11 protein-coding genes are annotated in these 14694 nt (G+C 56.9%); 8 read left to right on the forward strand and 3 right to left on the reverse strand.

Features of this window, described 5'->3' with window-relative positions; all coding sequences use genetic code 11:
• The first annotated feature begins 22 nt into the window (after nt 1-22).
• Nucleotides 23-4300: a tetratricopeptide repeat protein gene (locus AC0J4F_RS12980; protein ID WP_473023669.1), complete on the forward strand. Its 4278-nt coding sequence runs from the start codon at nt 23-25 to the stop codon at nt 4298-4300.
• 140 nt (nt 4301-4440) lie between these two features.
• Here the strand turns inward: AC0J4F_RS12980 and AC0J4F_RS12985 are convergent, their stop codons facing one another.
• From AC0J4F_RS12985 to AC0J4F_RS12995, 3 genes are all read right to left on the reverse strand, one after another.
• Nucleotides 4441-5538: a DUF2336 domain-containing protein gene (locus tag AC0J4F_RS12985; RefSeq protein ID WP_473023670.1), complete on the reverse strand. Its 1098-nt coding sequence runs from the start codon at nt 5536-5538 to the stop codon at nt 4441-4443.
• A 239-nt stretch (nt 5539-5777) separates the two neighbouring features.
• Nucleotides 5778-6545: a flagellar type III secretion system pore protein FliP gene (fliP, locus tag AC0J4F_RS12990; RefSeq protein ID WP_133946575.1), complete on the reverse strand. Its 768-nt coding sequence runs from the start codon at nt 6543-6545 to the stop codon at nt 5778-5780.
• Nucleotides 6542-8116, reverse strand: a complete 1575-nt coding sequence (locus tag AC0J4F_RS12995; protein ID WP_473023671.1) for a hypothetical protein — start codon at nt 8114-8116, stop codon at nt 6542-6544. Before AC0J4F_RS12995 ends, fliP begins: the two co-directional genes overlap by 4 nt.
• Nucleotides 8117-8536: 420 nt before the next feature.
• On the opposite strand from AC0J4F_RS12995, the gene flgB reads away from it, so the two are divergent.
• From flgB to cckA, 7 genes are all read left to right on the forward strand, one after another.
• Complete coding sequence (flgB, locus tag AC0J4F_RS13000) at nt 8537-8941, forward strand: flagellar basal body rod protein FlgB (protein WP_133946579.1); 405 nt, start codon at nt 8537-8539, stop codon at nt 8939-8941.
• Nucleotides 8942-8973: 32 nt separating this feature from the next.
• Nucleotides 8974-9384 carry a flagellar basal body rod protein FlgC gene (gene flgC / locus AC0J4F_RS13005; protein ID WP_008193086.1) on the forward strand — a complete coding sequence of 137 codons (411 nt, stop codon included), beginning with the start codon at nt 8974-8976 and terminating at the stop codon, nt 9382-9384.
• 47 nt (nt 9385-9431) lie between these two features.
• Nucleotides 9432-9746, forward strand: coding sequence for a flagellar hook-basal body complex protein FliE (gene fliE / locus AC0J4F_RS13010; protein ID WP_133946581.1), 315 nt, complete (start codon nt 9432-9434; stop codon nt 9744-9746).
• Nucleotides 9747-9804: 58 nt separating this feature from the next.
• Nucleotides 9805-10077: a flagellar biosynthesis protein FliQ gene (fliQ, locus tag AC0J4F_RS13015; RefSeq protein ID WP_133946584.1), complete on the forward strand. Its 273-nt coding sequence runs from the start codon at nt 9805-9807 to the stop codon at nt 10075-10077.
• A gap of 10 nt (nt 10078-10087) precedes the next feature.
• Complete coding sequence (fliR, locus tag AC0J4F_RS13020) at nt 10088-10861, forward strand: flagellar biosynthetic protein FliR (protein WP_133946586.1); 774 nt, start codon at nt 10088-10090, stop codon at nt 10859-10861.
• A 9-nt stretch (nt 10862-10870) separates the two neighbouring features.
• On the forward strand, nt 10871-11950 hold the full coding sequence (flhB, locus tag AC0J4F_RS13025; RefSeq protein ID WP_473023672.1) for a flagellar biosynthesis protein FlhB: 1080 nt from the start codon (nt 10871-10873) through the stop codon (nt 11948-11950).
• Nucleotides 11951-12101: 151 nt separating this feature from the next.
• On the forward strand, nt 12102-14651 hold the full coding sequence (gene cckA / locus AC0J4F_RS13030) for a cell cycle histidine kinase CckA (RefSeq protein WP_286183260.1): 2550 nt from the start codon (nt 12102-12104) through the stop codon (nt 14649-14651).
• Nucleotides 14652-14694 lie beyond the last annotated feature (43 nt).

A 14694-nucleotide genomic window follows, 5' to 3' on the forward strand; every position in this document is an offset into this window, starting at 1 on the left:
AATTCAGACATCGCTGGCTCTTATGAAATTCGCAGATTACTGCGAACGGAGAGCCTTTGCGTGCCTGCAGGTTGCCGTCTTGCTCGTTGCGGCTTTGGTTTCGCTAACTGTTCCTGCGTCCATATCTCGTGCAGACACACTGGAACCGGTTGAACTGGAAGTTTCTCAGGAGCAAGGCTTTGGCCGTATTGTTCTGACATTCAAGGACCGGACCCTCCTGCCGACGTATGACGCGGTAATCACGGGCGGCGTGCTCAGGATCTCATTTCAGGACCCGATTGACGTCAATGTCGATGATGTTCCTTTGGACCTTAGCGACTATGTCACCATCGCCCGGCGCGATCCGGATGGAGCCGCGATCCGCTTTGCTCTTAAAACCCAATACCAGATCAACACGCTTGAGGCCGGCGAAAAGCTCTTCATTGATATCCTGCCGATGACCTGGAGCGGTCTGCCGCCAGGACTGCCAGACGATGTTGTCCGGGAATTGGCGAAACGCGCCGAAGAAGCGATGCGCAAAGTGCGCGCTTTGGAGCAGGCGCGCTTGAAGGCGCAAGAAGGACCGCAGGTTACGTTGCATGTCGGAGAGCATCCAACGTTCACACGGTTGGTGTTCGACTGGTCCATCAAGTTCGATACCGCGTTTGTTCGTGAAAACGATATTATCAAGCTGACATTCAATCATCCGGCCCAGTTGGACATCTCGCATCTGCGCACACACCTGCCACCCGGTGTGATTGATGCGACGTCGTTCCTGGACAAAGGCAAGCTGAAGTTTTTGATGCGCGTTGAACCGTCGGTCGATATCCGGGCGTTCCGCGAAGAGCAGACCTATGTGATCGATGTTACGCCGGAGAACATGGAGCCGAATGATCCGGCGAATGCTCTTATAAATCAGGAACTGTCCGTTGCTGATAACGAAAATCGCTCGCAAATGATAACGGCTCCTGGGCTGCGGGATACGCGGGAGGTCCGAAACCCTCGCGGCTTGCCGCCGGCAGCCGTGTCTTCTTCCGGTGGTGGGCGGCTCAAAGAATCCCGTGCGGATGAGTCTCCAGGTTTTACAGCAGTTCCACTTGGAGGGGTTGGGTCGGGTTCCTCGGACAATGGCCGCCAGGCAGCGCCAACCGATGATTCAGCTCAGGCACCACCGATAGAAGAAATTACCATCGCTCAGGCGCCTCCGCCGGCTGGCGTTGCAGGCGATGGGCCCCGGCAGAAACCCCCTGGAACTGCCGGAGTTCCCAACGCAGAAAACAGAGCCAACAACAGGACCGGGCAAGGCCCGGTTCAAGTCGTTTCTGAAGACGAAGCTCCTGGCGAAACCAATTTTCCGCTTGAGAGTGTGTCCGCAGATCCAGTGGTTCTGGCAGATGCTGATGGGAACGAGCCGTCTGCGGAAGCAGATGGCAGTGAAATCACCGCTTCGATTGGGCCCCAAGACGGCGAGTTCGGCGATTCTTATGCGACCGGGACGTCTGATGTGAACGTACCGCGACCAATCCAATTGGCTCAGGCAAGCCAACGCGCCATGCCGCTCGGCGACGTTCCGCCTCTGGAAGAACAAATCTCGCGACCGGCCCCAATGCTGGATTTGTCCACGCAGCAACCGGGGGATCCACTGCCAGAAGCGCCGCAGCCTGGAAACGCCATTCCGACCTTGCAGCCGGCAGAGGTACTCGACGAAAACAATCGTCCTGCCGTGCCAAACAGTTCAGTTCAAATCCGGCAGAACAATACCCTTGGGGGCAGTGACATTCCGGCCGGGATACAGCTGCCGCAAACCGAGGTCCAGGCGCCCGAGACTTGGCGCGCCACCGGTGGCCGTGATGTCGGGGCGCCGCGTGTGTCGCCCGAGCGCCCGCCCGAAAACTTTGGCGCGGAAGCCAGAAACTTTGTGTCCGCAGAAGCCCGCCGGATCGGCAACACCGTCCGGGTTGTGTTCCCGTTCTCAGAACCGGTGTCGAGCGCAGTTTTCCGTCGGAATGACAGTATCTGGCTCGTGTTTGATACGGACGCAACCATCGATACGCGTGGCATGGTCTCCGCCCTTGCCGAAACTGCTGAAACCATCGATGTCGAACAACACGGGGACTATCAGATCCTGCGCCTGGACATGAATGACCCGGTTCTCGCGACCGTTGGCGCTGATGGCAATGCCTGGTCCCTTGTCATTGGGGACTTGATTTTGGAGCCTTCCATTCCATTGAAGATGGAACGGACAGTTCGCGGTGACGGCGGCTCCATTTTGCGGGTTCTCTATCAAGATCCTCAACATATTCGCAGCATCACAGACCCGTTTGTTGGCGACACGATTTCCCTGGTGACAGGGTTCGGACCACCGCGCGGGTTGTTGAAGCCGCAAAACTTCGTCGATCTGGAAGCCTTGAGTTCCGCGCAAGGCATCGCACTTGCAACGCGCTCTGATGGTGTGAAGATCAAGATCCTCGGTGATGATGTCATCATCGAGAAAGACGGTGGCCTTGCTCTGTCCAATCGCCATCTTCGCGGTGGCACGGGAACACTCAGCCGGATTGTCGAGCCGGACGACGATGGAACTGTCGAGTTTGTGTCTTTGAGCACAACAGGGCCGGGCGCATTCCGGTCCCGCTTGAACGAACTGCAATCAGATCTTGCACAAACACCTGAAGGCAAACGCGCCAAGCCCCTGATGGCTCTGGCCCGGTTCTACCTGGCACACCAGTTTCCGCAGGAAGCGATGGGCTGGTTAAACCTCGCATTGGAAGAAAACCTTGCCCTTGCCGAGGATAGCTCGTTCAACCTGGTCAAGGGTGCGGCGCTTGCCATGGCGGATCGGCCAGAGGAAGCGTATGAGCATCTTCACCGACCTGACTTGAAGAACAGTCCTGATGCAGCAGTCTGGCAGACAATCGTCGATGTAAAGCTTGGCAATTGGACACAGGCCCGGATTGCCATGCCACGCGGCCGGGCGGTGGTCGGAAACTATCCGACGTCGATCCAGACCGAGTTCAAACTGGCTGCCGCTCAGGCGATGGTTGAGGCCAATGATTTCGGGATCGCCAACGGCATTCTTGCCGAGATCGAACCTGCGGAAGTCACGCGGGCCCAAGCCGCACGTTACGACATCTTGCGCGGCCGTGTTGCCGATGCATCCGGCCGCTCCCAGGAAGCCTTAACCGTGTTTGATCTGGTTGCGCGGTCGGACGACCGACCGCGGGCGGCGGAAGCCGAATATCGTGCGCTGCGCATCCGCTACCGTGATGGCGAGATGACCATTGACGAAGCGATCGATCAGCTCGCTGCCCTTTCGACCTCCTGGCGCGGAGACGAAATCGAACTCAGAACGCTTCGGTTCCTGGCCCAGCTTTATGCGGAGCAAGGCCAGTACCGGGAAGCGTTTGAGGCGATGAAATCTGCCGTGCAGGCCGAACCGGACGCGGACACCACGCGGCTGCTTCAGGAAGAAATGAACGCGTTGTTCAATTCGCTTTTCCTGGATGGAAAAGCGGATGAGATGCCACCGATCAAGGCTTTGGCGCTGTATTACGATTTTAGAGAATTGACGCCGATCGGCCGCCAGGGCGATGAAATGGTCCGTCTTCTCGCCAAGCGTCTTGTCGAAGTCGATCTTCTCGATCAAGCAACCGAATTGCTGCGCCATCAGGTCGATAACCGGTTGAAGGGAGCTGCTAGGGCCCAGATCGCCGCCGATCTTGGGGCGATCTATCTCATGGACCGGAAGCCTGAAGAAGCGCTTCGTGTCTTGAACCGGACCCGCCAAGCCAGCCTTCCGTCGACGCTGACACGTCAGCGCAACATCGTCGAAGCGCGGGCGCTCACTGAAAGCGGCCGTCCAGATCTGGCGCTGGAGCTTGTTCGGAACATGCGCGGAACTGATGTGGATCGGCTCCGGGCCGATACGTTCTGGGCCGCAGAAAGCTGGCGCGATGCCGGTGATCAACTTGAAGCCATGCACGGCTCCCGCTGGTCGGACCAGATCCCCCTGGATGAACTTGAGCGCCGGGACATTCTGCGCGCCGGGATTGCTTATTCTCTCGCCGGTGATCAGCTGAGCCTGGAGCGCTTGCAGAACAAGTATATGGCCAAGATGGCCGACAGTCCGGAAGCTTTGGCATTTGAAGTGGTCACCCGGCCGATCCAGGCACAGGGTGTCGAGTTCCTTGAAGTCGCCAGCCAATTGGCGGACGTCGACTCCTTGGAAACATTCCTGGAAGAGTACCGCCGTCAGTACATGTCCCCGGACCGCAGTTCCAACCGCGCGGAAGGCCCACCGGTTGAAGCTGAACCGGCGGGTTAAGGCCTGATATCTATCTATATTGATTAAATGCGGAACGCGCCTGGTAGCGCGTGCGTTGTTCTTTGTGCGAGCAACGCAAGGCGTTAGAGCGTCGGAAGCTAGCCGCTGCCAATTGACTTAACATCTAAGGGGGAGACGCTTCAGTGCGCCGTGACGGTCGCGCCCAGGGTCGACGCTGCTGCGGCCGCTGCTGTGGCGGCGGCATTCCGAGGCTTCTTGAGTTCTTTCTTGTACCGCATGACGAGTTCCGGAATGCTCCGGGTGCTTCGGTCCAGCCACTCGCAGCGCGCTTTCAGGAAATCACGGTACGTTTTCTCGTGAATGCCGGTCTGCAGCATCAAGCGCATGATTGCGCCGTCCGCATCTGACTTCAGCGTGTCTGACACCACATCGTCGGCGAGATTGATCTTGCGGCTGATCAACCAGATCGCTGCATCCAGCCTTTGTTCCTCGAACAGGGTTCTTAGGATTGCATCAAAGGACAGCTCACCATTGGCGATCTGTACGCTTGCTTCATGCCGGGAGTAAATGACCCCATCGATCTCGATGTCGCCTTCGCCGCGTTTGATGTTGTTGATCTGCGCGGCCAGCTTTTCCAAGGTGTCTTCCTCGATGGCGCGCTTTAGAGGCGCCGGAAAGATCGGACAGTTGGTCTCCAGGATTTGCATCTGGGTTTCCAGGAACTCGCTGTCGCGCAAGGCGCGCCGGGCAAGGCCGCCAAGCACTTCAACTTCCGTGTTTGCAAAGATCAAAAGCGCCAACACGCCGCGGACGGAGAAGGGGGCGTCGAGATTTTCCAGGAGCGCATGCACCACTGGCCGGGCACTTCTGGCAATCAGCTTGTCGGTGACCTCTTCGCTGAGATCGTCCCGGTGTGCCATAACCGCCCGCTTGTCGTTTCCGCCTTTGGTGGCGATTGCCATCAGGGCGTCCTGGCTGATCACCGGGGAGCATTCGATGACAGGTTCGGACAGGGCAAAATCTTCTTGGGCAAGACGGTCGGCAAGGTCCGGAATGATCCGGTTGGTTTTGGCGAGACGGACAACCAGTTCATAGCGCGCGCTGCGGTCCAGCTGATCGAAGACGGACAGCACAATCCTGGAAAAGAGTTCCCGCTCATTTTCCGTAGGGTCGTGGTCTTCCGAACGCGCATATTCCCCCACAAGGGTCCGGATCAATTTTGAGCGAGCTTCAGGTTCTTTGATGCGCGCGAGTTGTTCAAGTTGTTCTATGAGCACCTAAAAACCAAACTTCTTTTGGAGTGGCGTTCTGCAATGATCGGTATTATTTCAAATACTGTGTTAATTTTTCTCTACTTGTCAGCATCAGAAAAGTGCAGGGGCTCATCCACGATTTGGCATTTTGCGCCAATGGTTGGCGACCATTAGCACAAGCCAATGTTTCCGGTGAAACAAGATCGCTCAGAATTGTAGCGTATGCGCGAATCTGGAGGTTGGGCATTGCACAGCAATACCCGCTATCCGCCTCCGAAACTCTTGACCAGGGATCCCGCCACTAGGTTCCAGCCATCGACTAGAACAAAGAAAATCAGTTTGAAGGGTAGAGAGATCACCACTGGCGGCAACATCATCATACCCATCGACATGAGGACCGAGGCAATCACAAGGTCAATGATCAGGAATGGCAGATAAAGCAGGAAACCGATCTCGAACGCCCGCCTGAGTTCGGAAATCATGAAGGCCGGAATGAGGACCGCCATCTCGAGATCTTCCGGTGTTTCAGGAGCGTCCCGGCCGGACAGTTCCTGAAAGAGCATCAGATCTTTTTCCCGCACCTGTGACAGCATAAAGTCCCGGAACGGCTCGGACGCCCGTTCATAGGCCTGATCGATTTCGATATCGCCATCGATCAGGGGCTGGATACCTGCGTCATAGGCCGCTTGAAGCGTCGGCATCATGATAAAGGCAGATAGGAACAGGGCGAGGCTCACCATCACCATGTTGGGCGGTGCGGTCTGCAGGCCGATCGCCGACCGCAAGAGCGACAGAACCACCACGATCCGGGTAAAGCTCGTGACCATCACAAGGATGGACGGCGCCAAAGACAGCACCGTCAAAAGGATCACGAGTTGAACCGCACGCTCAGTCAGGTTCGCGTCATCCCCGAACCCAACGGAGATTTCCTGCGCCTGCGTCGGCAAGGTGAGTGCAATGGCACCCAGTGCAAACACCAGGCTTGCTGTCAGGTATTTAAGCCAGTGGATGCGGCTAATGCGGCCCGTCATTGTTTCGGCTGTCCACCCAATTCATCCAGAATTTTAGCCATCTCTGCCTCGATCGGATTTCGGTCTCCAATGCCTTGGTCATGCTGGGTCTGGGTCTGCTTGCCCGTACCGATCTCTTTTTTGTCTTCGCCGGTGTTTTCGGCAGCTGCGGCCGTCTTGTCCGGCTCGCTCACGTCGTGTGCGTCTTTTTTCTCGTCTGTTTCTTTGGTCTCGACAACGATGCCGGCTGGCTTTTCCTCAGTTGGCTCTGATGCCGATGCCTCAACCCTATGTGGTTCTGTGCCGGTTGTGGTCGTGGCGGGCTCGTCGAACAACTCCTTTTCAATGCTCTCGGCCATGGCATTTGTCAGATCGGCCTTTTCTGCCGAAGAGGAGATGTCTTTCGGCTTTTCCGGATCTGACGCATGTTCAACTGCATGTTCTGCTTCCGCACCGAGTTTCGGTTTTTCTGCCTGTTGGTTTGAGCCTTGAAGAGTTTCTTGAGATTGGGGTGTGGTGTTGGTGTTTGGGGTCAGGACAGGCTCAACCCGTTTTTGCGAGCTGTCCGTTTCGACCGGTGTAACCAACGCCGTTTTTGCCCGGGCTGCTGGACCAGAAGCTGGCGGCGATATTTTTGCAGACCCATAGGACGGCCGGTCCTTTGGAGAGAACGGCCGCGCCAATGAACTCAAAGAGTTGCTGAGCCGGGAAGCCGGTTTTGGGGCCTCGTCCTTGGTCGCAGACAAAACAGGGGCAGAACTGTCCGGTTCTGGTTTCGTCGCGGTGACCGTTGAAGCGGAGAGCGGCGGTGCCTTGTCATTCGAAACCGGGCTTGCAGGTGCAACGGTGACCGGCGGCGTCTGCGCATTTGCCGAACTCGGTGCTGTTGTTTGTTCAGCGGGGCGAGGACTTGCCGGCTGAGCGCTTTTGTTTTGGCTGATTGAGCCCATGGAGGGGCGAGGGCTGCCGGCAAGGGTCTGTGGCTTCGCGGGTGCCGCAGGCGAGGAGGGCTGTGGTACTTGGCGCGGAGGGAGAGCAGAGGTAGACGGCGCTTTGGACGCGCTCTCTACCGGTGTGGCCGGCGCCGGTACAGATGCCGTGACCACTGCCGTTGATGGTGCCGGTTGCGCTGGCGCTTTCAGATCGGGGGCTTGATGAGGTTGCTGTGCAGCCGCGCTGTCTTCCGGTGTCAGCGGAATATCAGGACCAGGAGCGAGCGGTGCCTTGATGCCCCCTGCCTGCGCTGCCGCCTGGTGTGTGCTAGTTCTGGTTTGCCCGGCAGCGAGCGGCGTGTTGCGGATGATGTTTTGCTCAACCACAACATCTGTCGGACCGCCGACAAGGATCAGATGCTCAATGTTGTCCCGGCGCACCAGCAAAAGCCGGCGGCGATTGTCTATCGCGGCACTGTCCATAAGTCCGATGCGTGGTTGGCGCCCACGCGACTGTGTGATCCGGCCGCCCATCAGCCGTTTGATAATGAATATGAACAATCCAAACAGGGCCAGAACAACCGCCAGAGAAATGATCAGCGCCAGTCCCTGCGCCACGCTTTCTCCGACCTGAAATGTGTTTTGAATCCAGTTGTACATCTTTACCTCGTGCCGTCCCTTGGCGCCCAAACCGGGAGACAGCGTTTACTGTTGAATGTGTTCCTGATGACGGCTTGTGGCGTTTATCCCCAGTAATTCCGAACATCACCGCGTTGGGGCGTGCTCATTCAAATCGGCTGTAATTGCCTGCCGTTTTCGATCAGTGCCGCACCTGTTCTGGCTGCTCTTGGCAATTTCTGCCGCTTGATGCTCCGTCTCGAATCTCTCTTAGTCTCAAAGTTAACAGAGCTAGGCAGAATTTGCCTGTGGTCGGGGCGCGGTAATTCGCGAAATGCACGGAAAACATGCGGGGCTTTGGCGAAAAATTAACGCCGGACCTGCCCACGTTAAGAATAGTTAACCACTCGTTAACCATTTCATCGGCAATGTTTGCCTGTTGGTTAACAGAAAGTGAATCGGATGGCTTTTACGGACTTGCCTCTGTTCCAGGCGCTGAAATCCAAGATGCAATGGCACCAAACGCGCCAGGGGGTCTTGGCTGAGAACATTGCGAACTCGGATACGCCTGAATTCGAAGCGCGCGATGTCAAAGCTTACTCGTTTGATGATCACATAGGGCGTGAGGCTTTCGGCCTGACAACGGAACGCACCTCCGTTGCCCACATATCCGGAATGATCGGATCGGGTATCGGCGGCAAGGCCGAGCGCCGCGACAGTTTTGAGATCACGCCCAGCGGCAATGCGGTCAACCTGGAAGAGCAGATGATGAAAATCACGCAGAACCAGATGGATTTTCAGGCAGCAACGACCCTTTACACAAAAGGGCTTGGGTTGATCCGTACCGCACTTTCGAAGACCGCGTAACAGAACGGCAATGCAATGAGGAGTGACATCCTATGGATCTGATGAAGTCCCTGTTCATCTCCGCTTCCGGCCTGAAAGCGCAGAACGGACGGATGCGGGTGATTGCGGAAAACATCGCCAACGCAAATTCGACCGCCCGGACCCCGGACGAAGAGCCGTATCGGCGGAAAATTCCGACCTTTCAGTCCGAATTCGACAAGCAACTTGGCGCTGACAAGGTGGAGCTCGGACGGATTGTCGAAGACAAGTCTGCTTTCAAGTCGACCCATATGCCCGGGCATCCGGCGGCGGATGAAAACGGCTATGTGCTGCAGCCGAATGTCAGCACCTTGGTTGAATCGGCCGACATGCGGGAAGCCCAACGCTCCTATGAAGCCAACCTCAACGTCATCGAAACCACGCGCAAAATGCTGCAGCGGACGATCGATATCCTGCGGGCCTGAGGGCACTTGCGCCATCGCCTGAAGCAACCGGATTAAGGAAGTAACCCATGTCGACAATGTCCATTGCCAACAATGCCTACCAGATGGCGGCCCAGCTTCAGCAGCAGGCAAAAGCGATTGAAGATCCGACACCTGTTCGTGAGCAGGTTGATTTTGGGCAAATGGTGCAAAGCGCGGTCGAAAATGTCGTTGACCAGGGCCGGGTGGCGGACGCCAAGGCCGTCGGCTTGATTGAAGGCAAGGCCGATGTTGTAGATGTGGTGACGGCCGTTGCCGAAGCTGAGGTTACACTGGAAACTATGGTTGCGGTCCGCGACCGTGTGATTTCGGCTTATGAAGAAATCATGCGGATGCCGATCTGATCTGATCTGGTCTTGGTCTTGGTCTTGTTTGAAGGCGCTGTAGCGCGGAGGTGGTGTGATGACCGGTCCTGAAGTGCTTGATCTGGCCCGGTCTGCGGTGTGGGCGATGATCCTGATTGCCGGGCCAACCATGGTGATCGGTTTGCTCGTCGGTGTGATCATCGCCCTGTTTCAAGCCTTGACCCAAATCCAGGAAATGACACTTGTCTTCGTGCCAAAGATCCTCGCGATCTTTGTGACGCTTCTGCTTTCCCTTCCGTTCATGAGCCAGGTTCTGGAAGGGTTTATGGGTGAAATTGCCGAGATGATCCTCGCCACTGGTCCGGTTTGAGGCCTGAGGGATGACGATCGAGCTTGATTTCCTGCCAGACGTTGCTGCCGCATTCATGCTGATGTTTGCGCGTCTTGGCACGATGATCATGCTGCTTCCAGCTCTTGGGGAAAGCTCGATCCCAACCAGGTTTCGCCTAACCATCGCTTTGGCACTGACCTTGGTGCTCTACCCGGTCGGCTCCCAGCTCTACCCAGCGGATCTGGTATCGAACCCGGCACAGCTCGGTGTCCTTTTGATCAGCGAAATTGTGATCGGGGTTGCCATCGGGCTTTGCGCAAAATTGGTGACGTCTGCCGTGCAGATTGCCGGCGTGATCATGGCAAACCAATCCGGCCTTGCCTTCGCGCTTGGCACTGACATCTCCAATGAAGGACAGCAAGGCGCGCTTTTTGGAAACTTTCTCGCCCTTGTCGGTATTACGCTGATCTTCACCACAGACACGCATTATCTGGTGATCGCTGCCCTTCACGACAGTTTTACGTTATTCCCACCTGGCAGCATGCCGCCGGTTGGCGATTTTTCCGAGAATTTCGCCGAGACAGTGGCGATGGTGTTCTCGATAGCGGTGCGGATGAGCGCACCGTTTCTTGTCGTTGGTCTGGTCTTTTATTTCGGCCTTGGTTTGTTGAACAAACTGATGCCGCAGATGCAGATCTTCTTCATCGCCATGCCTGTGAACATTGCGATCGGGTTCTTCCTTCTCATGGTGCTCATAAGCACGCTGATGATGTTCTATCTTGAGCACGTCCAGCAGGCTCTGGGCAAGTTTATCGCGGGGTAGCGGTGCGTTATGGCTGACGAAACCGACGACTCAGAAAAGACTGAGGACCCCACGCAGAAACGTCTCAAAGACGCGCATGACAAAGGGGATGTTCCGAAATCGCAAGAAGTCAGCACCTGGTTCACGCTTGCTGGCGCGACCCTGATGATTGCCATCATGGCGCCGGGGGCGGCTGCGTCGCTCGGAAACTTGCTAAAGGGCTACATAGAGCACGCTCACCAGATCCCGGTTGATGGCTATGCGCTCAAAGCCCTTTGGCGGGACACCGGACAATCGGTAGCGCTGATTGTGGGTTTGCCTTTGCTGGCGCTGGTGATCATGGCGGTGTTCGGCAATTTGATCCAGCATCAGCCATTGCTGACTGCTGAGACCATCAAGCCCAAACTCTCCAAGGTCTCTCCGCTTTCTGGCTTCAAGCGACTGTTTTCCTCCGAAAGCCTGGTCAATTTCGCCAAGGGGATGGTGAAGATCATGGTCGTTGGCGCGGTCATGGTGGCCGTGTTGTGGCCGCACCGGGACGAAGCTGAAATCATGATCTTCGCAGATGAGATGATCATCCTGGAAGAAGCCCGCATTCTGATCCTTCAGGTTCTGGCCGCAATCCTTGCCGTGATGACAGTCGTTGCCGCTGCGGATTTCGTCTACCAAAAGAACAAATGGTTCAACAAACAGAAGATGAGCCTCAAAGAGGTCAAGGAAGAATTCAAGCAGACGGAAGGTGATCCGCACGTCAAAGGCAAGATCCGGCAATTGCGCATGGAGCGGTCCCGCAAACGCATGATGTCTGCGGTGCCGGCAGCGACGGTCGTTGTCACCAACCCGACGCACTATGCCGTCGCCCTTCAGTATGAAGAGGGGATGGGCGCGCCGCTCTGTGTAGCCAAGGGAACGGATGCATTGGCCTTGCGGATCCGGGACGTGGCCAAGGAACACGAGGTTCCGGTCATCGAGAATCCGCCGCTCGCCCGCGCGCTTTATGCCAGCGTTGAGATCGAACAGGAAGTGCCGGAAGAACACTTCAAGGCCGTTGCAGAGGTCATCGGTTTCGTCTTCAGAATGCGCAAAAGGGCAGCGTGGCGGGCCAATTGATTAAGGCAAAAAGTAACGATATCGCAGGGAATGCGGATTAACGGGTGAATTTCAACAGGACTGAGCGCTTGCTCTGTTGAAATTACCGGCCAACAACAGAATGCTGAAATTCGGCCTAAACTAAGCGAATCGGGCCGAGGAGACGGATTGTATGAGTGACCTTGACGGAGCGCCAGGCGGGCCGATGATCAATCGGCCGGAGCGATCCGGAAACATAGGGTTGTTGATCGGGCTTGCGCTTGTGCTTGCCGGGGCTGCGGCTGCCTTTGCGGTCATGGACCGGGCCGTCGCACAGCCGTTCATTCTCGCTTTGCTCGGAATTCTCGCTGTTGTCGGCGTTTTCTGCCTTTTTGCCGGTGCGATTGGGTTTCTGCGCCTTTCCGCAAGGCCTGGTGAAGCCAATCCGCTTGCCTCTGCATTTGTCGATACGCTGGAAGACGGTGCGCTCATAACCGACATCGATGGCCGTCTGGTCTACGCCAACAAGGCTTATGCCGAGCTAACTGGCGCGGAAACGGCTGCCGATATACGGGTCGTTGAACGCGTGTTTTCCTCCGATCCAGACGCGACCGACGCGATTTTCCGTTTGTCTCAGGCGATGCGCGATGGCCGCAAGGCGCAGGAAGAAATCCGTATGCCGTTCCCGCTCGGCCGTGCGGAGGGAAAAGCGCGCTGGTACCGCGTCTCTGTGCGGCCGCTCCAAGTGTCTGGCAACGCGTCCGGCAAGGTCATGGCAGTCTGGCAGTTGTCGGATATCACCCGTGATAGGGCAGAGCAGGAGAATTCCTTCCAGGAACTTCAGCGCGTTATCAATTTCCTTGATCATGCCCCGGCAGGGTTCCTGTCGTCAGACGCTCAGGGACGGATCGTATACCTCAACGCGACCCTCGCCGATTGGCTCGGCTATGACCTGGCGCAGTTTGACGCTGGGGATCTCGGGCTCTCCGATATTGTGCGAGGTGATGGCACTGAGCTGATCCGCTCAGTCAAGGGGCAGGCCGGTGAGGTCAAAAGCGAGACCTTCGATCTGGATTTTGTTACCCGCAATGGCCTCGGGCTTCCGGTTCGCTTGTTGCATCGGGTTCCATTCGGCGAAAACGGCACACAAGGTGACAGCCGCACACTTGTTTTGAACCGGTCACGGGGTGAAGAAGCCTCAGAAGCGCTGCGCGCAGCGGAAGTGCGTTTCGCCCGCTTCTTCAACAATACGCCGATTGCCATCGCCTCCCTCGACAAGGAAGGCCGCGTGCTGCGCACAAACGCGCCATTCCTCAAGTTGTTTGGTGCCGTCGATACGGATGATCAGGCGCCGAAACTTGAAGCGTATGTCGCCGATAACGGTCAGGAAGATCTCCGCAAGGCCTTGAGCGCAGCAGCGAACGGGATCAGCGAAATCGCACCGATCGATATTCCGCTTGTGGAAGGCAATGACCCGCGCTCGGCAACTTTCTACGTCTCCGCGGTTCAGGAAGGCGAGGGTGATGGTGAGGCCGCCATTGTCTATGCGCTGGAAACGACCCAGCAACGCGCCCTAGAGGCTCAGTTTGCGCAAAGCCAGAAGATGCAGGCGATCGGCCAGCTGGCCGGTGGTGTCGCACACGATTTCAATAACGTTCTGACTGCGATCATCGGCTTTTCCGATCTGCTTCTGGCAAGCCACCGCCCAACCGATCCGTCCTTCCAGGACATCATGAACATCAAGCAGAACGCCAACCGCGCCGCCGGACTTGTGCGTCAGCTGCTGGCATTTTCGCGCCGCCAGACCTTGCGTCCGCAGCAGCTTGAACTGAATGACGTTCTCGCCGATCTGTCGATCCTGTTGGACAGGTTGCTTGGTGAGAAGGTGGATCTGAAGGTTATTCACGGGCGGGATCTGTGGCCGGTTATGGCTGACCTCAATCAGCTGGAGCAGGTGATTGTCAACCTGGCCGTGAATGCCGGAGATGCGATGCCGGATGGCGGCCGTCTGACGATTTCCACGCGCAATGTCTCTGAATCTGAATCGACCCAGTTTGAAAACACCCGCGGCATGCCGCCGGGTGAATACATGCTGGTCGAGGTGGAAGATACAGGCCACGGCATTCCACCCGATGTGATGGAGAAGATCTTCGATCCGTTCTTTTCCACCAAGGAAGTCGGCAAAGGCACGGGGCTCGGGCTCTCGACCGTATACGGGATCGTCAAACAGACCGGCGGCTTCATCTTCTGCACCTCGGAAATTGATGAGGGCACCACCTTCCGCCTGTTCTTGCCGCGCTACATCCCGGCCGTTGTCGATGAGCCGAAGCAAGAAGCGAAGGAACCTGAGAAGGAAAAGGTTGCGGATCTGACCGGGTCTGCCTCAATCCTTCTGGTGGAGGACGAGGAGGCAGTGCGTGCCTTTGCTGCGCGCGCGCTTGCTTCGCGTGGCTACACGGTTCACGAGGCTGGCACGGGCATGGAAGCGCTCGAGGTCATGGAAGAAACGGGCGGCGATGTCGATCTCGTGGTGTCCGACGTGGTCATGCCAGAAATGGACGGTCCGTCGCTGCTGGTCGAGCTGCGCAAGACCCGGCCTGATCTGAAGATCATCTTCGTGTCCGGTTATGCGGAAGACGCGTTTGAGGAAAACCTGCCCGCCAACGAGAAGTTCTTCTTCTTGCCCAAGCCGTTTACCCTCAAACAGCTCGCGACAACCGTGAAGGATGTGTTGGACGGCTAGTCATGGCCGAGGGATCTGCGCTAGGTATGCCCTGTGCAGATAA

The organism is Roseibium sp. R5, from assembly GCF_055755305.1.